Source organism: Paenibacillus sp. GSMTC-2017, assembly GCF_016019935.1.
In the GTDB taxonomy this organism is placed as follows: Bacteria; Bacillota; Bacilli; order Paenibacillales; family Paenibacillaceae; genus Pristimantibacillus.
Window position 1 is genome coordinate 942,018 of record NZ_JAECMT010000001.1, and the last position, 23,815, is coordinate 965,832.

19 protein-coding genes are annotated in these 23,815 nt (G+C 39.8%); 7 read left to right on the forward strand and 12 right to left on the reverse strand.

What is annotated here, in order from left to right; translation table 11 throughout:
* Window positions 1-19 precede the first annotated feature (19 nt).
* From I6N90_RS04425 to I6N90_RS04445, 5 genes are all read right to left on the reverse strand, one after another.
* Entirely contained in the window at window positions 20-943 is a 924-nt protein-coding gene (locus tag I6N90_RS04425; protein WP_197934265.1) for an ABC transporter permease, read from the reverse strand.
* Complete coding sequence (locus I6N90_RS04430) at window positions 927-1,994, reverse strand: ABC transporter permease (protein ID WP_197934266.1); 1,068 nt, start codon at window positions 1,992-1,994, stop codon at window positions 927-929. The genes I6N90_RS04425 and I6N90_RS04430 overlap by 17 nt, the downstream gene beginning before the upstream one ends.
* On the reverse strand, window positions 1,987-3,486 hold the full coding sequence (locus I6N90_RS04435; protein WP_197934267.1) for an ABC transporter ATP-binding protein: 1,500 nt from the start codon (window positions 3,484-3,486) through the stop codon (window positions 1,987-1,989). The genes I6N90_RS04430 and I6N90_RS04435 overlap by 8 nt, the downstream gene beginning before the upstream one ends.
* A 57-nt stretch (window positions 3,487-3,543) precedes the next feature.
* On the reverse strand, window positions 3,544-4,557 hold the full coding sequence (locus I6N90_RS04440; protein ID WP_197934268.1) for a BMP family protein: 1,014 nt from the start codon (window positions 4,555-4,557) through the stop codon (window positions 3,544-3,546).
* A gap of 184 nt (window positions 4,558-4,741) precedes the next feature.
* Window positions 4,742-5,191, reverse strand: coding sequence for a MarR family winged helix-turn-helix transcriptional regulator (locus I6N90_RS04445; protein WP_197934269.1), 450 nt, complete (start codon window positions 5,189-5,191; stop codon window positions 4,742-4,744).
* A 251-nt stretch (window positions 5,192-5,442) separates the two neighbouring features.
* On the opposite strand from I6N90_RS04445, the gene I6N90_RS04450 reads away from it, so the two are divergent.
* Window positions 5,443-6,657, forward strand: a complete 1,215-nt coding sequence (locus I6N90_RS04450) for a hypothetical protein (RefSeq protein ID WP_197934270.1) — start codon at window positions 5,443-5,445, stop codon at window positions 6,655-6,657.
* Window positions 6,658-6,740: 83 nt separating this feature from the next.
* Here the strand turns inward: I6N90_RS04450 and I6N90_RS04455 are convergent, their stop codons facing one another.
* The 3 genes from I6N90_RS04455 to I6N90_RS04465 form a co-directional block, all read right to left on the reverse strand.
* Window positions 6,741-7,661 (reverse strand): D-alanyl-D-alanine carboxypeptidase family protein, encoded by a 921-nt coding sequence (locus I6N90_RS04455; RefSeq protein WP_197934271.1) that lies wholly within the window; start codon window positions 7,659-7,661, stop codon window positions 6,741-6,743.
* Window positions 7,662-7,756: 95 nt separating this feature from the next.
* On the reverse strand, window positions 7,757-8,860 hold the full coding sequence (locus I6N90_RS04460) for a sensor histidine kinase (RefSeq protein ID WP_197934272.1): 1,104 nt from the start codon (window positions 8,858-8,860) through the stop codon (window positions 7,757-7,759).
* On the reverse strand, window positions 8,850-9,563 hold the full coding sequence (locus tag I6N90_RS04465) for a response regulator transcription factor (RefSeq protein ID WP_197934273.1): 714 nt from the start codon (window positions 9,561-9,563) through the stop codon (window positions 8,850-8,852). The genes I6N90_RS04460 and I6N90_RS04465 overlap by 11 nt, the downstream gene beginning before the upstream one ends.
* Before the next feature lie 263 nt (window positions 9,564-9,826).
* On the opposite strand from I6N90_RS04465, the gene ilvD reads away from it, so the two are divergent.
* The 5 genes from ilvD to I6N90_RS04490 all read left to right on the forward strand — a co-directional run bounded on the left by ilvD (window position 9,827) and on the right by I6N90_RS04490 (window position 15,416).
* A complete protein-coding gene (gene ilvD, locus I6N90_RS04470) occupies window positions 9,827-11,512 on the forward strand; it encodes a dihydroxy-acid dehydratase (protein ID WP_197934274.1) in 1,686 nt (561 codons plus the stop codon).
* 321 nt (window positions 11,513-11,833) lie between these two features.
* Entirely contained in the window at window positions 11,834-12,223 is a 390-nt protein-coding gene (locus I6N90_RS04475; protein WP_197934275.1) for a YxeA family protein, read from the forward strand.
* A complete protein-coding gene (locus I6N90_RS04480; RefSeq protein WP_232242523.1) occupies window positions 12,223-13,263 on the forward strand; it encodes a DUF418 domain-containing protein in 1,041 nt (346 codons plus the stop codon). The genes I6N90_RS04475 and I6N90_RS04480 overlap by 1 nt, the downstream gene beginning before the upstream one ends.
* A gap of 119 nt (window positions 13,264-13,382) precedes the next feature.
* Entirely contained in the window at window positions 13,383-14,003 is a 621-nt protein-coding gene (locus I6N90_RS04485) for a response regulator transcription factor (RefSeq protein ID WP_197934276.1), read from the forward strand.
* Between the two features lie 3 nt (window positions 14,004-14,006).
* Entirely contained in the window at window positions 14,007-15,416 is a 1,410-nt protein-coding gene (locus I6N90_RS04490) for a HAMP domain-containing sensor histidine kinase (RefSeq protein ID WP_197934277.1), read from the forward strand.
* A 104-nt stretch (window positions 15,417-15,520) separates the two neighbouring features.
* Here the strand turns inward: I6N90_RS04490 and I6N90_RS04495 are convergent, their stop codons facing one another.
* Both I6N90_RS04495 and I6N90_RS04500 read right to left on the reverse strand, forming a co-directional pair.
* Complete coding sequence (locus tag I6N90_RS04495) at window positions 15,521-15,847, reverse strand: hypothetical protein (RefSeq protein WP_197934278.1); 327 nt, start codon at window positions 15,845-15,847, stop codon at window positions 15,521-15,523.
* 666 nt (window positions 15,848-16,513) lie between these two features.
* Window positions 16,514-17,926, reverse strand: a complete 1,413-nt coding sequence (locus I6N90_RS04500; protein ID WP_197934279.1) for a polysaccharide deacetylase family protein — start codon at window positions 17,924-17,926, stop codon at window positions 16,514-16,516.
* Window positions 17,927-18,108: 182 nt separating this feature from the next.
* On the opposite strand from I6N90_RS04500, the gene ytvI reads away from it, so the two are divergent.
* Window positions 18,109-19,293: a sporulation integral membrane protein YtvI gene (ytvI, locus tag I6N90_RS04505; protein ID WP_197934280.1), complete on the forward strand. Its 1,185-nt coding sequence runs from the start codon at window positions 18,109-18,111 to the stop codon at window positions 19,291-19,293.
* A 156-nt stretch (window positions 19,294-19,449) separates the two neighbouring features.
* On the opposite strand, the gene I6N90_RS04510 is transcribed toward ytvI, so the two are convergent.
* A complete protein-coding gene (locus I6N90_RS04510; RefSeq protein WP_197934281.1) occupies window positions 19,450-21,294 on the reverse strand; it encodes a peptidoglycan D,D-transpeptidase FtsI family protein in 1,845 nt (614 codons plus the stop codon).
* A gap of 240 nt (window positions 21,295-21,534) precedes the next feature.
* Window positions 21,535-23,721 carry a methyl-accepting chemotaxis protein gene (locus tag I6N90_RS04520; RefSeq protein WP_197934283.1) on the reverse strand — a complete coding sequence of 729 codons (2,187 nt, stop codon included), beginning with the start codon at window positions 23,719-23,721 and terminating at the stop codon, window positions 21,535-21,537.
* Window positions 23,722-23,815: the final 94 nt, after the last annotated feature.

A 23,815-nucleotide genomic window follows, 5' to 3' on the forward strand; every position in this document is an offset into this window, starting at 1 on the left:
CCTAATAATCAAATTCGCTCTAACGAGAGCTTTCATTTGATTTGCGCGCTTCCTCCATATAACCTTTGTCCTTGAAGAAAAACATCGCCACAATAGTTACAACATAAGGAACCATATAAGTAAATTGTGTTGGCATAGCAAAACCTTGAAGTCTAATACTAAGTGATTCCATGAATCCAAACAGAAGACTTGCAGCTGCTACACCGAATGGATTGGATTGTCCAAGCATTGTGGCAACTAATGCAATAAATCCACGCCCTGCTGTCATTCCTTCTGTAAACATCGTTACATTTCCTAATGAAAGCTGTGCTCCTGCCAGTCCACATAATGCACCACAAAGTAGAACAGCACCATACTGAATACGAGATACCTTTATGCCAAGACTTCTTGCAGCCGTCGGATTTTCTCCTGCAGCTAATAACCGGAATCCAGTTACCGTCTTGAAGAGGAAAAATTGCAAACCGAGTACGATAACAATCGCTAAATAAACAAGTACAGAATGACCCGACAATACTTGACCAAGCCAAGGTATGTTCTCAATAACTGGAATATCCCATTTTGGAAGACCGACCATATTTTTGTCATAAAAAGCGCCCTTCACATCAAAGATCGCTCTCAAAGAGAAGGTCGTTAACCCTAACGCCAAAAAGTTAAGCGCAATACCAACCACGATAACATTAGCTCGCAAATGAATGCTCATATAAGCAAATAACAAGGAGAAAACGAGTGTACATATCATAGCAAACAATACGGCTGCGACTATACTTCCCGTTAAATAATTTCCAACAATGGCTGTAAAAGCGCCAATGAGCATAAGTCCCTCTAGTCCAACGTTAAACAATCCTACTCTCGCACAAATAGCACCACCGAGCGCTGCTAGAAGAATCGGAGTAACCATTCGAAGCGCAGAGGCAAACAACGAAACATCAAAGAGCTGATCCATCTTTCGCCCCCGCTTTCTTGCGTTTAATAAACGATAAAGTAAGTTTCGCAGATACAAATAAAATCAAAACAGCTTGAATAATACTGGAAACTTCAAGAGGAACTTCAGTGTTTCGTTCCATGCCCATTCCACCTGTTTGCAGAGCCGCAAGCAATATAGCAGCAACTGATGTGCCAAGTGGATGAGAGCCTGCAAGCAATGTCGCCATAATACCTGACCAAGCATAACCTGGAGATGTTAATGCATCGTCAAGGTAACGGTACTGTGTGCCTAGAACTTCTACAGAACCAGCTAGACCAGCTAATCCTCCACTAACGAACATACTCATAATCATTAGCTTACCTCGTTTAACGCCACCATAACTTGCGAAAAGTGGATTTCCACCTAACATCCGAATTTCATAACCTTTGACCGTATGCTTCAGAAATAGATACAAGATAATTGCGCCAATTACAGCAAACAGGAACCCTGCATGTAGCGCATATCCATCAAACAACTTAGGAAGCCACGCCTCTTTTTCAAGCATCACTGTCTGCGACATTGCTGCTGATCCTGTATTGTCTTTGAATGGATAAGTGACCATATACGCTGCGAAATAAGTAGCAATATAGTTAAGTAAGAGGGTTGTAATAAGTAAATTCATCCGGTACTTCGCATCGAGCCAACCGGCGAAAGCTGACCACACTCCCCCAGCAATAATGCCGGCAAATAATGCACCTATGATCTTGAGCCAGCCTGGTCCTGGCAAGTATATAGCTGTTAATGCAGCACTAAGTGCTCCTAAAACCATTTGTCCTTCAGAGCCCATATTAAAGAAACCTGCACGGAAAGCTAACGCCACCCCAAGACCGATTAAAATAATTGGTGTTGCGCGGCTTAGCGTATTCGTAAGGAAATAGAAGTTGCCGAAGGCACCCTTCCACATTTCCGCATATGTCTCTGTTATGGAACCGCCAACGATGACGATTGCGATAGCACCTACTACAAGTCCAACTATAATAGCAAGCAGCGGCTGTACTAATGAGCGAAGAAATTCTGTGAGCTTAACCAACTGCTTTACCTCCTGCCATAAGCAAACTAATTCTTTCTTCAGTTGCCGTTTCTGCCATTAATTCGCCAACGATTTTCCCCTCGAACATGACATAAATCCGATCTGATAGTTTAAGCACCTCAGTAAGTTCAGAAGAAACTAACAAAATTGCGCCTTGTTGATCTCGTTTCTGAAGCAACTCTGTATGAATAATTTCCATAGCACCAACATCTACGCCGCGAGTTGGTTCTGCAGCAATAAGAAACGGCGATTGTTGCGCTAGTTCCCTAGCAACGATTAGCTTTTGAAGATTTCCACCGGATAAATATTGTGCTTTTGTATGGAGGGAGCCCGTCTTAATGCCAAACCGCTGCACCCACCCCGATACCATCTTACGAATTCCCGCTCCTTGCAAAATACCATTTTTCTGATGTTTATCCGTGTGGCCCATCAGCCCGTTTTCTAGCACATCAGCTTCTTTAGATACGCCCCACTGATAACGATCTTCTGGAATATGTGCAAGTCCACGCTCTCGAATGGTAGATACTTGCTCACCAATTATTTCTTGCCCTAATAATTTGATAGAACCTGCATCTGGTTTCATAAGTCCAGAAATAGCTTGAAGAAGTTCAGATTGTCCGTTGCCGGATATACCCGCAATTCCAACAATTTCTCCTTCATTTACTTGCAAAGAAACGTTATCTAGCAATGGCTTCGTCTTCGTTCCTTTAATAGATAGAGAAGACACTTCCATAACAGGTTTACCTCTGGAGCTATTATTTCTTGATAGTTTAATAAGTTCTCTTCCTACCATTAACTTCGACAATTGCTCTTCATCAGTATCTGCTGCATTCACTGTTCCAGAAACTTTACCATCACGAAGCACTGTAATTCGATCCGCAACTTCTAAAATTTCCTGAAGTTTGTGACTAATTAGAATAAAGCTTTTCCCTTGTGCAGCCAGCTTCTTAATTGCTAGTAGTAACTCTTTTACTTCAATCGGTGTAAGAACACCAGTAGGCTCGTCCAAAATAATAACTTCTGCTCCTTGATAAAGTACCTTTAATATTTCAACTCGCTGCTGAACACCAAGTGAACATTCCGATACCTTTTTCCAGGGATCTACGGGCATACCAAATTGCTTAGTTAACTTTTCTACTTCTGCAGCGGCAGCTTTGCGATCGAAACCAATCGTTTTTGCAGGTTCTCTGCCTATTACGATATTTTCTGCAATTGAAAACGATGAAAATAGCATAAAGTGTTGATGTACCATTCCAATACGATTATTGATAGCATCTTTTGGATTATTGAAAGAAACCGTTTCCCCGTTTAGCTTTATTTCACCGCTTGTGGGAGTCTCCATTCCGTAAAGAATGCGCATAAGTGTTGTTTTTCCTGCACCATTTTCCCCAACTAACGCATGGATTTCTCCCTTACGCAAGTTAAATGATACATTGCTGTTCGCTGTTACATTCCCGTACGTTTTTGTTATGTTTTCCATTTGCAGCAACATATTGAAACTCCTTTCAAACGAGCAAACCGGCTGCAGGGTAGCAGCCGGTGTTTTGGATTATTTAGCTAGAGGATTTACAACGACTACTTTGCCCGACTTAATATCTTCTGCTATTGCTTTTACTTTATCAACTGTTTCTTGACCGATGAAAGGACTAAGCGGTGATTTACTCTCTTTAGTAACAAAAGTAAGTCCCACACCATCTTCCTTCAAACCGTAATCTGCAACTCCGAACTTAAACGTATTAGAGGCAAATGCTTTTACCGTTTCGTATGCAACGGCATCTGTACCTTTCAACTGCGAAAGAACAACATGCTCTGGATCAATTTCAGTACGGTCAACGTCTTGACCTGAAGAATAGAAGCCAAGCTCTTTTGCTGCTTCGAATACACCTAGATCGCCAACAGCAGCCATTCCTGCGATGAAATCAGCACCTTTAGAGTGTTGAAGAACAGCAAGCTCTTTACCTTTTGCCGAATCAGTAAAGCTTCCTACAAAGTTGATCAATAGTTCGGCATTTGGATTTGTAAGCTTCAAGCCTTGCTCGAAACCTGATGTATATTTGCTTAAAAGCGGAGCATCGATTGCTACTACTGCCCCTACCTTATTTGTTTTTGTTGAAAGACCTGCAGCTGCACCTAGCAAAAATGCTGCTTCATGCTCACGGAACACTACACTGCGAACATTCGGCAAATCTACTACTGTATCAATTACTGCAAATGATTTAGTTGGATTTTCAGCAGCTACCTTTTTTAGCGCATCTTCTGCTTGGAAAGTTGCTGTAATAATAAGATCATAATTTTCAGCTACAGTTGTACGAAGGTTTTGCTCAAATGCAGCTGGATCAGTCGATTCAATTGTTTTCACTTCTGCGTTGAACTCAGTACCTGCTCTTTTGAACCCTTCATCCATTAATGAGAAAAACGGGTTAACGCCAATTTGTTCAGGAAGTACTAGCGCGATGCGCTGTTTCTTCTCTTCACTTCCGCCGTTGGTAGCTTTGTTTCCACATGCAGCGATAACGCTAATCGCCATAACCAAAGTAAGCAGCAATACTAGATGTTTTTTCATGCTAATCTCCCCTTGTTACATTTTTAATAGAACGATTGTACTAATTCCTATTTATCCTAGTTGTTTTATAGGGATTTGTCAATCCTATTAAAACGACATATTTCTACTTTATATTACACAATCCGAACATTTTTGCATAGTAACATCGCTATAATTCACTAATTTTTAATAGAAGTACAGTTAATTAACTATTTTTTACCATATTAGCACTCAATTTACGAAATAACTGAAGTCCTCGCTCCATTTCCTCCATGCTAAGTCCGTCAAATAACTTCAACATGACATTCTCGCGAACTTTAAGCATAGACTCTACCATTGCTTGTCCTTCAACCGTTAACATTAGCATCACCGTTCTTCGATCCTGACTACTACGTTCACGCTTTACATAGCCGAGCTCGATAAGTCTATCTGCTATGCCAGTAACGCCTCCGTTCGTAATCGTTAAACCTTCCGCCAGTGCTGTTGACTTCTGTGGGCCTGATTCATGTAAAATAATGAGCATTCTTCCATGTGACATACCTAAGCCATGTTTATTTGTACGATTCCACTCTGCAAGTATTTGCTTCCTTACTTCCCGGAAGGATTCGTCTAATTTTTTCATCACTACTAATCTTTGCTCGTCCACTGGATCCATATGTATAACACCCCATTCTTCGGTTATAGAACCGAATTTCCTGACCACAGTATAGACGTGACCCTTGTAAGCGTCAACGACTTCCTTAACATTTTTTCCCTAAGACGAGTTTGTGTATGTGTACGATGAGAATAAATCAAATAAAACTTGTCGAAGTTAATCCTGTCACTTGAGTGTAATTCAACCTTAAATGGAATGTTCAAAAGCAATATAGGGGATTTATCTAGTTAATAACAGGAAGGTGAAACAACATGAAAAAGAAGAGTCACCTCAAAAAAATTACGATTTCTTTATTATCAATTGCAATTGTTGTTATTGGATACTTAATCGTTGGCAATAAGTTGTTCAATAAAAGATATGACAGATTAAACGAAACAGACAGAACAATGTTTGCACAATTAAATGAGTTGTATACAAACACAGCAAACACGAAGGAAGCTTTATGGAGAGGTTATCAACTTAATAAACTTCCTATCATTCTCGTAGCGAAGGGAAACTCATTAAATAATTCTAGTGGTACTTTTAATGCGATTAGAAGAACGGCTTATACCGTAGGAATTTCTGGACTAGCGGATAAGTGGTATACGCAAAAGATTACAATGCCTGACCATTTTACATTACAAAATGTATACAGGCTTTCAGCACTAACCCCAGGTGTAGGAAGCACTTGGAACCCGATTGGAAACTTTTCAACCTTTGGTGAAAACATCTCGCTTGGAGATGCTACAAATGCTTATTATTTTAAATACAATAATAAAAATCTTGAAAATCCGATCAAAGAAAGTCAATATTTCATACCTTTTTTGATACACGAAAACTTTCACCATTCGGTGCAACTAGCTTGGAAATCAGATAGTGGAGATGTACGAATAGAGGAAAAGAACGCAGAATGGTTTGAATATCTTGGTTATCAATTTGCTGCACTTGATGGTATTAAGGATGCAATCGTAAATAATGACAAGGAAGCAATGAAACGCGCAGTTGCTGAATATGTAGTTATTTCGGAATATCGAAAACAGCAGGACATACATACGTATTCTTCAGAAAAATTACATGAGACGTTAGAAGGCACAGCAACCTATGTCGGAATAAAGGCATCTACACATGCCAGCACTCCTCCATTACTTTTACTTCCTGGTGCTCCAAGTGAAGAGCAACGCAACTTCTCTTATTTCTTTACTTCTATAGCACATCATCCAGGTTATCTCTCTGAAATAAAATGGAACAGATACGAATCGGGAGCTTTGCTGTGTTTTGCTCTTGATAAACTTCTTGAGGATCAAAGCTGGCAACAAAAGTTGAACGCTCAGAAGAGTAATTCCCCCGTCACGATATATGATTTAGTGGAACAATATTACGATGAACATGGGCTAAAAGAATATGCTAACTCCGTTGATACGCTCTTGAAGAAATATGATACATCTAGAATTCGCAAGGAATCGAAACTTTTGGACAATCAAATATAAGGCGAAGCAGGAAAAAGGAGTGCGGTGACATTTGATAAGCCACGCACTCCTTTTTCATTTATACTTTCTAGCTTATCAATTAACTACTTAGCAAATCCGAGTTCATACAACTTCTTTGTCTCTACAAAACGTGTGTTCTTTGAATCCGCGCCCATCACAACCGAAATTAATCGCTTATCTCCCTGTTTAGCAGTTCCAGTGAAGCAATATCCTGCATTTGGTGTATATCCTGTTTTTAGACCGTCATTACCAGGATAAGCGTGTGGTTTATTGGCAAGCATCAAATTTGTTGCTTCTAGTTGGTGTTTCTGTGTAGAAACTTTGACACTGCCGCGGCTCGTTACTGCAAGCACCTCTGGAAACTTGCCCATCAAGTAACCTGCCAGCATAGCTGTATCTTTAGCAGTCATCAAAGTATCTTCTATATGTGATGATCCTTTTAATGATGCGATATCCTCTTTACTTAAGCCAGACGCATTACCAAAGATCGTTTTTTCTGATAAACCAATTCGAGCAGCTTTATCGTTCATTAATTGAACAAACGCCGATTCTGACCCAGCAATATGTTCTGCTAAAGCAACCGCCGCGTCATTCGCAGAATAAATGGTCATGGACTCGAACAATTCTCTTATCGTCAGCACATCACCATTATGTAAGCCCATTCGTGCTCCCGGTATATTTGCTGCATAGTCACTTGCAATAACTTGATCGTACCAATTAAAGTTACCTGTAAGTACCGCTTCCAGTACAATTAACTCTGTCATCATCTTAGACATACTTGCAGGCGGATATGCAACATCAGCGTTTTTCTGAAATATAACTTCACCAGATTTTGCATCTATCAAAATAGCTGACTCGGAATGCAGGTACAATTCATCCGCCTGTATCCATTTTTTCAGCACTTCTACTCCAAAGAATACGATAGCAGCTATAACAACAATTGCTGCAATGCTCATTATAAATCCTGTATAAGATCGTTTATACGTTACTTTAATCGTATTCACAAAAAAATCCCCTCTCGCATTTCCTTATCTCTAACGAGTATAAGGAAATAAGCTTAAGGAGAATGTAACAGAATCATAAAAAATTCTTAAAGATTTTAAAGTCGTGGCAATGTAACCCGGAAAGTCGTTCGTTCTGAATCACTAGATGCTTCAATCGTACCGTCATGTTTATCTATAATACTTTTGGATATAGCAAGTCCAAGTCCTGATCCCCCTGACCATTGCGTTCTCGATTTATCGCCTCGATAGAAGCGGTCGAATATATGTGGAAGATCTATAGCAGGTATCGCATCTCCGAAGTTCGATACTTCGACAATCACTTCTTTACCCGTTGATTTTACTTTCAACTCTATAAACTTGCCTTCCTTGCCGTAAGACATAGCGTTCGAAATTAAATTTTCAAATACACGAACAAGCTTCGCTGCATCTCCTCTAATGGAAATCGATGTTACTTCACTATCTAGCTTGCTCTCCATTCCCACTTCCTGAAGCGGCATATGATATTGAACAAGCAATTGCCCTAACATTTCCACTAAATTAAATGTTTCCCGCTTCAGTATTACCGAATCATGACGCATTCTTGTGTATTCGAACAAATCATCAATTAGCTCATGAAGCCGCTGCGATTTATCATACGCTATTTGTACATAATGGCGCAGTTCCACCTCGTCACGATATCGATCCTGTTCAATAAGTCCCAAATAACCAATAATTGAAGTTAGTGGTGTTCTGAGATCATGCGACACGTTTGTGATTAATTCATTTTTAGTTTGTTCGGCTTTACGCTCGTCTTCAAGCGCCACATGAAGTCGATTCGACAGACGATTCACATTACTAGCTATAACACCAAAAGTACTGCTTTGTTTTACAACGATTTGATAGTTCATATCCAGTTGACCATCAGCTATTCTTCTTACTGTTTCATTGACACTGTCAAAGTAACTGAACAACATCCATTGAAGGATAAAGAAATAGACCATAAATATTGCTACCCATAAAAAGACAATTCCTAATCCTGATGGAAAAATATCAACAATCCCTCTTCCTACTACACGCAAAAATTGCAGCTGATAAAAATTTCTGCTTAAAAAGTCTGCAACATAATAAAGTAGAACGACACTAATTAGCGCCAATATCGCACTTAGGATTAGATTTACAAACGACCGAAATACTAATCGGAATACAACTCTATCCTTCAACTTTGTAGCCAACCCCCCACACTGTCACAATCATCTTTTCACCAAGCTCCTTTTCCAGCTTGTCCCTTAACTTACTAATATGAACCATCACTGTATTGTTCGACTCAAAATATTTTTCCTTCCACACTTGTTGAAAAATGTCCTCTGCACTAAATACCCGACCTGGCTGACTTGCGAGCAAGTGCAAAATGCCGAACTCTGTAGATGTAAGATGCAGAGGACGACCGTCCACTTCTGCAGAATGGCTGAGCTTATCGATGCGTAGTGAACCAAGTCGAAGCTCCTTGCCTTCACCGTTTTCTCGTGTATTTCCACCGCCATCAGTTGGTTTACTATATTGGTACGATCGACGCAGTAGAGAACGCACTCGTGCAAGCAGTTCGAGCGGGTTAAATGGCTTAGCCATATAGTCATCAGCACCAGTCATTAACCCCATTATTTTGTCCATATCTTGCGTTTTTGCACTAAGCATTAATATAGGTACATGATGTTCCTTGCGCAGACGTCGGCACACTTCTAGTCCGTCCATCTTTGGCATCATAATATCCAAAATAACGAGATCAAACGACTGTTTATCGTATGCTTCAAGTGCCTGCTCCCCATCGAATGCTACTTCCGTAATAAATCCTTCATTTTTCAAATAAATTTCTATTAACTCAGCAATCTCACGCTCATCATCAACTACTAGTACTCTTCGTTCCATCTTTCCTGCCTCCCAATAAGCCGATAATATCATTGCCTTTACTATACATGAACGTTCATCAGCATGTAATGACTTCCGACTGAATTTCACAAAGCTTAAGTCAATCTTAAGATTTTTTTAATGAGTCGATTGTTGTTTTAACTAAGCCCGTTTATATAGCCAACATTTGTCCGGTATGATAAAATGGGCAGTATTGATTATTTTATGACAAGTGCATCGAGGTTTTTTAACGCTTCGACTATTTTAGGGGAGGTACTACAATTATGGCGGCCAAAAGAATGCGTTCTGACATGATCAAAAAAGGCTTCGACCGCGCACCACACCGCAGCTTGCTAAGAGCGGCTGGCGTTAAGGAAGAAGATTTCGACAAACCATTTATCGCGGTTTGTAACTCTTATATCGACATCGTTCCTGGTCACGTCCACTTGCAAGAATTCGGGAAAATTGTGAAAGAAGCAATTCGCGAAGCTGGTGGTGTTCCTTTCGAGTTCAACACGATTGGTGTAGATGACGGTATCGCAATGGGTCACATCGGTATGCGTTATTCGTTAGCTAGCCGTGAAATTATCGCTGACTCAGTAGAAACCGTTGTGAACGCTCACTGGTTCGACGGCATGATTTGTATTCCTAACTGCGATAAAATTACTCCAGGTATGATTCTTGGCGCGCTTCGCGTTAACATCCCTACGATGCTTGTAAGCGGTGGCCCAATGAAAGCGGGCAAAACGTCCGATGGACGCGCAATTTCACTTTCAAGTGTATTTGAAGGTGTAGGCGCTCACCAAGCAGGTAAAATTAGCGATGATCAATTGCTTGAGCTTGAGCAATACGGTTGTCCGACATGTGGTTCCTGCTCAGGTATGTTTACAGCAAACTCAATGAACTGCTTGGCTGAAGGTCTTGGTCTTGCACTTCCTGGTAACGGAACTATTCTTGCTGTAGCACCAGAACGTATTGAATTTGTAAAAGAATCCGCTCGCCAACTTATGAAAATTATCGATCTTGGCATCAAACCTCGTGATATCGTTACGAAAGATGCAATCGATAACGCTTTTGCACTTGATATGGCTATGGGTGGTTCCACGAACACTGTACTTCATACACTTGCAATCGCTCATGAAGCTGGAATCGATTATCCAATTGAACGCATTAATGAAGTTGCAGAACGCGTACCGCATCTTGCGAAGATCGCTCCTGCTTCCGACTACCATATTGAAGATGTGCACCTTGCTGGTGGTGTAAGTGCTGTTCTTAACGAACTATTCAAAAAAGAAGGCGCATTACACGGTAATTGCCTAACTGTAACTGGCAAGACGCTTCGCGAAAATGTTGAAGGCTGTGAAATTCAGAATACTGATGTTATTCACACAATCGACAATCCGCATACAGCACGTGGCGGACTAGCTGTTCTTTTCGGTAACCTTGCTCCACATGGTGCAATTATTAAAACAGGAGCAGTCGACAAATCCGTTGGCGGCTACCATAAAGGTCCTGCTATCTGCTTCGACTCTCAAGATGATGCTCTTGCTGGAATCGCAAATGGCAAGATTAAAGAAGGGCATGTCGTAATTATTCGTTACGAAGGACCTAAAGGCGGCCCTGGTATGCCAGAGATGCTTGCCCCTACTTCACAAATTGTCGGCATGGGTCTTGGAGCTAAAGTTGCTCTTATTACTGACGGACGTTTCTCCGGTGCATCCCGCGGTATTAGTATCGGCCATGCTTCACCAGAAGCTGCCGAAGGCGGACCGATCGCTTTCGTACGCGATGGCGACATTGTAGAAATCGACATGAACAACCGTACAATGAACATGCTAATTAGCGACGAAGAGTTCGAGAAGCGCAAAGCCGAATGGCCTGGCTTCGAGCTCAAGATCAAACGCGGCTACTTGGCACGTTACGCTCATCTGGTTACATCCGCAAGTACTGGCGGCGTAATGAAGATGTAATTTTCCTATCACTTATTAGCGGCATTATATTATATAGTTCTAGTCATTTTTAAAAATTAAGGCGTTGTTCCAAAGTAGAGAAATCTACTTTTGGACAACGCCTTATTAACTTTATAGGGTGTTACATGCAAATTCTTTTCTACTTTGGTCGTTCTTACCCGATTTTTTCGGGTTAGACTGCCTTCTTAACTTTTTCGATCATTCATATCCCTTTTTATACTTCCTTCACTTTTAAGGTTTATGTAAGGTTACCCTCAATAAGGTGTAAGGTCGCCCCCTTACAATAAGTCTTATCACATTATAGATAAGGGGCATATCAGAATGAAGGCATTAGCAACAATAGCAATAATAGTAGCAGGATTAGCCATTGGTTTTATTTTCATTATGCAAAACATGAATATTAACCGTTTAGGTACCGAGGGCTATTATTTACAAATTACTATAGACGGAAAAGAAGAAAAAACGAGAATATCTCAAAATGAAATCATGACGAGGTATGAATACAACTTGCCAGCAGTCGATAAGGAAGGCAATGCGCAGACATTCAGTTTCACAAGCGAGAAGCAACTTCGTAAAGGTGCTTATTTAACTCTGTATATAAAGGACAAAGAAACCGTTATGTCCTATCAAGAACTGAAGTTCGAGGAGATTCCGCAAAAAGCAGCCGACCAATTAAAAGAAAATAACACTGAGAAGAATAGTACAAAATAATGAAGTCTATCAATCAACAAGAACGAATCGTTTCATTAGATATTATCCGAGGTATAAGCTTATTAGGAATTTTATTTATTAATGCCGCTGGATTTACGCCGCTAATGGAAGGTGGTCCTATGCCGGATTCCAGTGGTGTGAACAGTTTAATTAATGCATCAATAGACGTTATCATTCAGAAAAAGTTTTTTTCCATTTTCTCTTTCTTATTTGGTGTTGGTTTTTATATTTTCGCTTCAAGAGCCGAACTAAGAGGAGATAAGCCAAGATTACGTTTCGTACGTCGTTTGTTGACTTTATTTCTAATTGGTATTGTACAAGTAGTTTTCTTTTGGGGAACGATTCTCCCGTTCTATGCGATTATTGGATTATTGCTCATTCCTTTTTATAAATGTAGCAACACAACAATTACTAAATGGATTATTAGTATTTCAGCCAGTTATATCATTTCACTCATCATTGTACTTTCAGAATATCACTTAGCCGTCTTAACGGATGCTGCTCAGTTTATTGCAAAAGATACAACATTAATTTTCATTATGTTCCTAGCAGGTTTTCTTACTGCTAAAGCAGATCTATTGACACAAATTCATCGTCTAAAATCTCAATTACGTACTATACAAATGATTACATTACCGCTATTCCTTGCTTCTTCTTATTGGACTTGGCATGCTTCTACTCAGCAATCGCCACTACTAGAAGAAATAATTGGTATCGGCACATTGCCTGCTACCTTGCTTTATTTATCAACACTATTCCAGCTCTTAGAAAATGAAAAGGTTAGACGGCTATTTAAACCAATCGCAAGAGTTGGACAGATGGCTCTAACAAATTATTTTGCCCAAAGCTTTATTGGCCTCGCACTAATGTCATTAATGGGTATTGCTGTAGTGTCTGCAACTGATATCCTTATTATCGTTCCAATATTATATTCCATTCAAATCATCGTTAGTTGGATATGGCTAACTTATTTTAAAATGGGGCCATTGGAAAAACTATGGCGCTTTATGACTTACGGAAAAAGTCGCAAAGGAACCTAAATCACGTTGTCATTGGTACTATAGTTATAAATAATGATGAATCGAGAGAAACTTAGTTATCTGTACATTACAGAAAACTAAGTTTCTTACATACCTATTGAACATATACGGAGGATACTATGTCACATAGCAACAAAAGCGTCTTAATTATTGATGATGAAGCAGATCTTCTAAAGTTGCTAACGATGGTACTGAACAAAGAAGGTATCAATCCCGTCTACACCGCCACTACAGTCAAAGATGGTCTTACACAGTTTGCGCTTCATAAACCAGCTATCATTCTACTCGACAATGAAGAAATTGATAAACTGTTAGGTCTTGCGATCGGTGGTGACGACTATATTACGAAACCGTTTAGCCCTAAGGAAGTCGCTTACCGTGTTAAAGCACATTTTCGTAGAGCCGGATTTATGCAAGAAGTTATTGAACCTATCCTTTTGACGGCAGGCCCATTTGTTTTAGATAAGAGTCAAGCACAGCTACATATGAATGGGAATGTTATTGAATTAAAGCCCAAAGAACTTGGTTTAATGAATCATTTTATTAAAAATCCAAATCGAATCATTAGTAAAGAAAGTCTATGCGATCATGTATGGGGTGAAGAATTTATCGGCTTTGACAACACCATTATGGTCCACATACGGAGATTACGTGAAAAAATAGAAGCTGATCCATCAAGCCCCATCCACTTAATTACTGTCAAAGGTCTAGGATATAAGCTCGTTGTAAAGGATGAATAACGAATGAGATGGAGAGTTACTGCCAGTTATTTATTTTCAATCGTTATTTCGATTTTACTCGTAATCATTCTTAACATAGTTGCAGCATTCATTATGCTTGTCGTGCAATCACATCAAAAAAGTCCTATTCTTAAGGGATTAGAACCATCAGCAAATCAATTTACAAGGAGCTTTGCCGAGCATGTAATAATGACAGATAATAACGTGACGATAAGTGAAGCCGGAAAACAATTACTTAAAACTTCTAATGCTTGGATTCAAGTACTGCAAGAAGATGGTGTGGAAGTCTATAGCTACAGATTACCCTCTGATGTACAAAAGAAGTATACACCAGTAGATATCATACAGATGTATAAATATCGTGAAGTAAACATTGACACCAACGTATTTATAGGTGGAAAAATAATTGACCACCGTGAATTTAGCTATTTAATCGGAATTAGAGATCGTACAATTAATAAAATTGTCATGACATTAGATTCTGATTACATCCTTCATTTACTGAAAGTCGGCGGAATACTATTTTTTAGTATTAATGGTGTAGTGACATTATTAATCGGTTATTTATTTAGTCGCAGACTAAGTAAGCCACTAAACTCCATTATAGATGGGATTAAACATCTCGTTAACGAGAAGTATGACCACCACTATGCAGTAAAAGGCATTTACAAGGATGTATTTTATAACGTAAATCGTTTGTCTACTCAGTTAAAACAGACCGAGGAAGAGCGAAAAAGATTAGATCGCATGAAAGAGGAATGGATCGGTAACATTTCCCATGATATTAAGACGCCATTAGCTTCTATTCAAGGTTATGCAGAAATGATGGGTGATCCTAGTTACCAATTTACACTACAGGAAATGTCTGAATATGCAAACATTATTCAAAATAAATCCCTTTATATAAAAGAAGTTATAGAAGATTTGAGTTTAACAACAAGGCTAAGAAACAAACAGATAACGTTACATAAAAAAAGAGTTAACCTTGTTAGTCTCCTAAGGAATGTTGTCATTGATATATTAAACGATACAAAATACGCCGAGCGGCACATTGCTTTTATTTGCGATGAGGCACGAATTGACGCAGAAGTAGATGTCGTATTGATACGAAGAGCCATTAGTAATCTCATTTACAATGCCATTGTCCATAACGATATGGATACACAGATTATTGTTAGCATTGCTGTGACAGATAGGGCTCTAATTACGATCGAGGATAATGGAATAGGCATAAACAGCGATGAGCTAGATAAACTATTTGATCGATATTATCGAGGAACAAACACAGGTGAACTGCAAAGAGGATCTGGTCTTGGTATGGCAATAGCTAATGATGCTATTCAAGCGCATGGAGGAAGAATTGAAATTACGAGCGAAATAAATCGTGGAACGAAAGTTATTATTTACTTATAGGAATTGGAATGAGCAAATCAATAAATAACAAAGCCAGTGCCAAAGAGGCACTGGCCTCTGTACTAAATCATTATTATTTCAATGAACATACATTAAACCGCAACTTAATTAAATTGCACCTGCACATTACTAAATGACCAAGGTTGGCCTGGAAGCTCAACAGTGTATGTACCTTGAGGCAAGCCAGTGAAAGTAATACTAAAGTTACCTGATCCATTTGTTAGATATGCTGTACGTACTAATTGTAGTGGCCCTTGCTTGTATAATTTTACTTCATTCGAACCCGGATAAGCGGCTCTAAATGCGTTTCCTGTTACCGTAAGGTTTCCTGATCCAGTAGTTGTATGGTATGAAGCTGCAGATGCTGGAATTGTAAATACAAAAGCCATAATAGCTAAAAGGAACACAATGAATATTTTTTTACTTTTCATTATTAAAACATCCTTTCACTTTTAGATTTGTTGAAGGACAACTCACTTACATGATCACCGGCCAGCTTATCAAAAAAAATTGAATAGTAGTATTATTTATCAAATACAAAAACTGCATTAATCGCAAACAGTACAATTAACTACTTCAATTAAATTGAATTTGTACATTGCTGAATGTCCATGGTTGGCCTGGAACTTGAATCAGATAATTTCCTTGCGGTAATCCACTGAAACTAATAAGGAATACAATAATTACTTTTTTACTTTTTATTAATTACATCCTTTCACTTTTGGACTTGTTGAAGGACAACTAACTTTCATGATCGCTGGCCAGCTTTTCAATTTAAGATTAAGTGCCTTCCGTCATAATTTACCATCAGAATCCAATTTAGTAAACGGTTTTTTGTATAAGATTTCCCGGCTTTGTATAAAAAAGTTCTATCACACTAACACGTTGATTTATGCGAAAAGAAGTGAATCCATCAATCTCGCGTCCATTAGCGATTCTACATCCTAAACAATCTATAAAAATCTTCGCTCCGTCCTTAGTAGAATTTTCATAGATTCGGCTCATAATAAATAGGGTTGCATCCAATGAATTGTTACTCCTTGGATGCAACCCTTTATTTAGGTTCTCATTCTTTACACTAGTTCATATTCGCAACATCAAATCGCAGTCGTTTTAGATCCGAGCGACGATGCTTCTTCTGTGACGCCTGTAATCGTTCTCTCTACTGCATCACCAATACGTTCTGCTTCACCTTGTAATAGCGAAATACTTGCCGTCGCATACGATCGAATAATATCTACAGGCATAAGCAACATCCGAGGTGACACTGGTTCATTTCTTTTACTATTCTTTCGAACGTTTTTATATTGCTTCGTGTTTGTCAATACCTTCAACACTATATTCAAATAAATACGAGACGTACGGGCAAACAATCCGTCCTTCAGCTGAAATACCTCAAAACCTAGTCGATCTGCACCGCGATGAATCATTGTCACACCGTATACTGCTTTAATATCTTTTGCAGACGGGTCCTGCAATAATTGATTAGCAAGATGTGGCAATCCATTTTCAATTTCCCTGAGCATACGAATACCGGTTGTAAGTGGTGATTTCGATTGTGAGGCTATGCCTGACAACATTTTGTTGTCGAAGTGAAGTTCGGCAACCGCATCTCCTTTAGCTACACTGCCCCCTTGAGCGAATTGAACGGGGTCGCCAGTATATTTGATAACTCTGTAATGAAAAGCTGGGGTATCACTATCACCAACTTTTTTCAAACCGAAAATAAGGTGGAAAGCTCGTTCCCATAACAACCACAATGAAATGATAAGCTTCTTTCCGAAGGACTGATGAAGCGCTCGCTCAGCATCCGTAATCTTAATCATTTCATCAATACCTACAAACGAGAATCCACGCTTGCTGCCTTCGGACAAATATTCCTCAAGTGCAATGAGCATATTACGCGGCGCATCCTTATCCGCACCAAAAGTCATTCCGCAATCGTGAAGCAATACAACTTCGCCTGGACGAAGTTTCTTCATCATGCGACGCTTTAGTCGCTCTGCACCAAGCTTTATACGCCAATCTCCGAACATAGCTGACCATAAAATGATTTGTAAATAACCAAGATTTGAATAATCAAACAAATTAATGATTCCCCAAGGTGGTCGATAATAGATCGATCTAACACCTACCGCTTGCTCGATAATATCATTGGTCTGCTCGATTTGACGCTTCACCGTTTTGGGACGCATAAGCCAATTCGATTTGTGGATATAATTGTGTATACCAATAACATGACCTTCCGACTGAATCCGACGCAGTAAATCCGCTTGTCCCTCAGCATGTGAACCAACGATAAAAAAAGTAGCTTTAGCGTTATAACGAGCTAGCAGGTCAAGAAGAAGTGGTGTATATGTTGGATCAGGTCCATCATCAAACGTAAGCGCAATTTCTTTCTTCACCTTTCCCTTCTTAAATACACGAAATCCGAAAGTACGGCTGATTAAGCCCGGGAGAAAAGCATAAAACGTCATGACATAAATGCCCCAAAGCAATAAATTTTCCATCTGTTTTCCCCACCATTATATGAAATAGTCAACGAATGATTAGCGGTTCAGAACAATAACAATAGCTCTAATTGTATCATAACCAAATAAAAAAAAGGCACAATTTCTAAAATCTATAGTACAATCTTAGTGGAAAGATTAACTATAATAAAATTACAAGATGAATAGGAAGAGGGAATACGATGCTGCCATTTTACAAAAAATATTGGAGAACCGCCTTTGACATTGCGCTTATTGCACTTACAGTTTATCTCATTATGTTCGCCTTTAGTTATTTCTATAAAATTGCAACGCCGATTATATTCTCCTTTGTTATTTTTCTTTGCATCGAGCCGCTAGCCAGAAGATTAAATAAATGGGGGATTAAAAAATCTATCGCCTCCGGTATTTCAGTCTTACTGTTCAGCTTAACGATATTAGCTGCATTCTCGGGTGCTGCGTTTCTCATTACAAAACAAGGAACAGCCCTTGCAGATAAGTTGCCTACCTATCAGAAAGCTCTGGTCGAACAAATCGCTGCTATTACAGAAGACATGGATGCTCGTTTTGGTGAACTTCCTGGTGATTTCGATCTTGCAGAAACGATAAAGGATTTGACTGAAGGCGCTTCGGCTAGTTTTCAAAAATTCGGAAAAAACATTTTGAATAGTTTGGTTGGTTATGTTACATCGTTCTCGACCTTTATATTCAATTTTATTATCGGTATAGTATTAGCTTATTTCCTAAGTATAGAAATTACGACTTGGAAACAGACCGCAAACGAAAAAACACCAAAAACATTTAAAGCAGCATTTTTCTTTCTTAGAAATAATGTGTTCAAAGGGATCGCACTGTACATTAAAGCACAAGCCAAAATGATTAGTATTACCTTCATTGTTATTCTAATCGCACTAATCTCACTTGGTGTAGACAACGCCTTTGTCATTGCTGTCGTTGCCGCAATACTAGATATTCTCCCCTTACTTGGGGTTAGCGCATTATTTATCCCTTGGATTATCTATTTATTCATCGTAGGGCAGGTAACACTTGCGATATGGTTAATTGCACTTCTACTTGTCGTTACGTTGACCAGACAAATACTGGAGCCAAAAATTACTGGTGACTCGCTTGGTGTATCTGCCTTCACCATGCTCGCATTTATGATCATTTCACTTTCGTTATTCGGCGTTGCAGGTGTTATCATGTCGCCAATTCTCGTTATTCTTTTAAAATCGTTATACGACCAAGGGTATTTCCATCGCTGGGTTCATTCACCTGTTGGTGAATATGACGATCCTAACGCGTCTTCCGGTGAAGTAATAAGTGAGAGCGAAGGAACTGTATCTACTACAGAGGTAATTGTAGAACAGCCTAAGAAGGACGTTTAACGATCGGAAGGAAAATCGTAAGCAGAACAAAAAATGCTAAGACTAGATCATATGGCTAACAAAAAAAGACTTCCAAACTCCATTTCAAATTTGAATGGGTCAGGAAGCCTTTTTTATTTGCAGCTTGATTCCAATGCTGCAGCAAATACGTGCCGCTTAAGTCGCAGGTTTCGACTTAACGGCTTCATGTTTCGCGGCGATATCCATGACGCCGCGGAATAACTTCGTCGCCTGGTGACTACTCCCAGGCGACCGATTTGCTGCAAGCACCGCGACTGCGTAGCGCGGTGCTTGCACGGGGCCATAGCCCGCAAACCATTGGTGATTGCGGGCAACCCCTGCTTTTACCGTCTCGGCGGTGCCGGACTTGCCGGCGACAGCCCATTGCCCTTGGCGGATCGATCGACCAGTACCATGGTCGACAACCGCCTCCATGCCGCGCAGCAGCGACTTGGCAGTGGCCAGCTTAATGCGGCCACTTCCTACAGCGGCATCGCGCCGCTTGAGAACTGCCATCCGCTGGCCATTGGCATAGCGGATTTCGCTCACTAGGCGCGGCTCCTTAACGCGCCCGCCGTTCAAGAGCGTAACGATGAGATTCGCCGCTTGGAGTGGCGACATTCGAACATCACGTTGCCCAATACCACTTTGGGCCATTGCCCCCCCATCAATCTTCTCCCCTTCCTCATCTATGAGCTCGGACGAAAACACCCGCCCATCCTCTTCCTCTTCTAGCAATCTGAAAGGGTGTGGAAACGGTCCATATGCTTTACTACTATGCCAGCCGATGAGTCCAATTACTCCCAGCGATTTTGCCGTTTTCTGGAGCTGCTTTCCACTTAATCGTTCAGCAAGCGTTGCAAATACAATGTTGCAGGACTGCGCAAGCCCTTCTTGCAAAGAAATATCGCCATGCCCACCATCCCTCCAGCAGGACAAACCATATTTGCCGTATTCACCATCACAATGAAATCTTTCATGCCGCTCGACTACGCCATTCTCGATAGCCGAAGCTGCTGTAACAAGCTTAAAGATCGATCCAGGCTCCACTGCCTTAAGAGCATGATTTTCCCACTCGGATCCATCCCCACTCCTGAACTGGCCAGGCTTAAGCTTTGGCCGCGATACCATTGCAACAATATCCGCATTTTTTGAATCAAGTACAACGATTGCTCCTTCCTTAAGCCCCTGCTTATCCGCATAATGCTCTATTTTATTCTGGAGCAATAAGTCTATCGTCGTTACAACCTGTAGAGGATAATAGTTGTTTTTGGGCTGAACGATCCGCAAATCAAGTCCATGCAGAGGAGAATTACGTCCATCAATGAAATACGAAACGGAAGTTTCACCTATACCATGAAGCAGGTTTTCCAATGATTTCTCGAGTCCCGATCCACCTACCTGCTCCGAAATTTTCCGCTTCCCGAAAGTTAATTTTTCTTTATGTTTTTCTTTAAGCCATTCAGGATGTTGACTCGTAAATCCAATGATGTGTTTTGCATCAAAGCCAGGTAAATATCTATTTCTGTAAGGCAAAACTCGGATACCTTCAACCTTAAGTCCGTTAATTTTTTCAACCTGAGAAGAAGTTAAACGGATTGGATTATTTTGCTTTGGTTCATGCCAAAATTCCGGCTCTCTAATTGCGTTCCAACGATTGTTGAGTTCGGTATATGTAACATTAAATAGTTTAGCTAAAGCCGCTAACTGCTCTTCTGAACCTCTTATAGTTGGACGTACTGGAAATAACGCTGCCGTCATATACGTTTCACCAGTCATCGGTCTTCCGTAACGGTCAACAAAATCACCTCTGCCCGTATCAAGCACCAAACTACGTTGCCTTTGTACGACGGCTAACCTCTTCCAATTGTCCCTCGCATGAGTAACGGGAGCCGTTGAAGTTGCTGTTCCAGGTAACAATTGTAACCACATTAGTCTTCCTATAAATAAGAACATAATCAAACTAACGATTATGCCCATTATTACAGCTCGCCTTTTCATACCTTGCACATCCTGACTTTTTACCTTACGAGTACGTGAAGGCTAATACCCATATTTATTTACATATGTTTCTAACCCTCCATTTCCTATTGTTGCCGTAATGTCACTCATCTCAAACGCATATACTTGCAAACTTACTAGCTGTACAACTAAAAAAGCTGCCTTCCCATAAACTGAACCCTTTGTAAAAATCATTACAAAGGGTTCAGTTTCCCAAAGGAAAGCAGCTCTCTAACACTTCTATTCATTAATTTGGAATTTAGATAACGAATCCTTTAACCCTCTTGAGACGGCATCAAGCTTACTAGAGAGTTGTACTAAACCATCACTTATATTGAGTTGCTCGCTGCTAAGCGATGCAACTTCTTCGGATGTTGCGGAGGATTGTTCTGCTACAGCACTCACATTTGTCATCGCATCGGATATAACAGACTGTGACTTATCTAGCTCACCTATCGCTCTTGTTGTTAGTTCCAGGCTCTCAACAAATTGTTCCATCTGTCCTTGCACGATCAAGAAAATTTGATTTGCTTCTTTTACAGAAGATATTTGTTCTTGGAATATTGGATACGCTTCTGATAACACGCCAACTGTCTCTTGAATCTCAACTTGAATTTTCGCTGTAATTTGTCCAACAATATCAATCGATTGTCTAGATTGATCAGCTAGCTTACGAATCTCATCTGCAACTACCATAAACCCTTTACCTGCCGCACCAGCTCTTGCAGCTTCAATTGTCGCATTAAGTGAAAGAATATTCGTTTGCTTCGTCAAATTGTTTAATACATCTAATATTTTCACAATCGATCCTGTACTATCTTTAAGTGCATCGACCTTCTCTACCATTGCGCGGGTCATTTCTTCTGTCATTCCTGTTTTTTGAATGAGCTGCTGCATGTAAGCTGTGCCTTGTTTACTTGCATGATCTACTTCAATGGCTGACTTTGCCATTTGCCCATTCGCAGTAATAACATCCTTCATCTGTACGTCCATTTGATTCGTTAAATCGCTGCCTTTTTCTGCTTCAACTGCAAGGCTTGTAGCTCCGTTTGCAATCTCTTCGGTTGCTACTGCAATTTCTTGCGCAGCAATTGCTGTTTTCTTAGATGAGTCTGTTAAATCAGCTGCTGTTAGTAATACCTCTTCGGCTGAACGTGTCGTTTGCTTAGCAAGTGCAGTAATTTGAGTCATCATATCGTTAAAACTATCCGAAAGTTGACCAATTTCGTCCGCTCGATTGCGGATAGAAGATCTTACCGTTAAATTACCGCCTGCACCCTTAACCATTAAGTTACGTAACATAACTAATGGATTTGCTATTGTTTTAATAACTAACATACTAATCGCAATCGCAATGATTCCTGAGAGCACTACCATTATCCAAGTCAAATTCCGAATCAACTTCGTATCTTCGACTAACTTATCTACTGGTATAGTAGCTACAAATTTCCAACCCGTTAATTCGAATGATTGATACGCTGTAAGTACCAGAGCACCAGTCGTTGTTTTCAAATTAAGACGTCCTGTTTTTACCGCATCACCTTCAGTCGGCAATTTCACAATATGTGGTTGTCCGATGCCAGTAATCTCTTGTGCAGCAACGTTTTTCCCTTCACTATTTACAATCGATAATGTGCTGCCTTCTCCCATATTTACATCAGCATATCGTTTTGTAATAGATTCCAAAGAGATTTCCATAACAAGGATATAAAAATCGTCTAAAGTCCCATTTGTTCTTACGATTCTTGCCAACCCAATAGATGGATCCGAGTTTGGAACTAACAATCCTTCTGGTTGATCCTCTAACCACAATTCAGAACCGTTAGATTTTGCAAGTTGTTCAAACCATTTTGCATCTTTCAGCAAGGCAGTAGCAGTTGATGTCGCCCCACCGCCAGTTAAAATATGACCATCATCTTTTAAAGGAATTAACGCTATACCAGTAATCGAACTATTTCCAATGATGAAGTTGGAAAGTCTAGCAGATACGTCGCGTGTTGCTTTTAATGTTTCATAATCATCTTCTGACTTGGCTAAGACACCAAGTTTTCCTTGAAGATCTGTATCTATAAGTATTTGAAGAGATATATCTTTATAATTACCAAACACAGTATCGAGGTTTTGAGCAACCTGTTTAACCGTCTGGTAGCTTGCTTCTGACACATTTTCTTCAATTAGTTTCTTTGACTGCGAGTAAGCAATTAAACCAACTGTAAGTACACAGGTAACGATACTTACAAAAATAATAACTAACAATTTTATACCAACTGATTTTGAAGGAATAGCAATTTTTGTTCCTTTAAGTCCATTAGTCCCCTTCTTCATTGATGAGGAGAAGCTTTTTCCTGCCCCCTGCATTTTTTTTAGCAGATTACTCTTTTTTTGTACTTCCTTGCTACTGTCTGATAGATTCTTCGAATCTAACATGATGTAAGACACCCCTTTTAGTATGATATCTGCAATTTTGTAAAAAGAGCACATTCTATTATCAATAGAACAAAGCTTCTAACTTTTATCGACC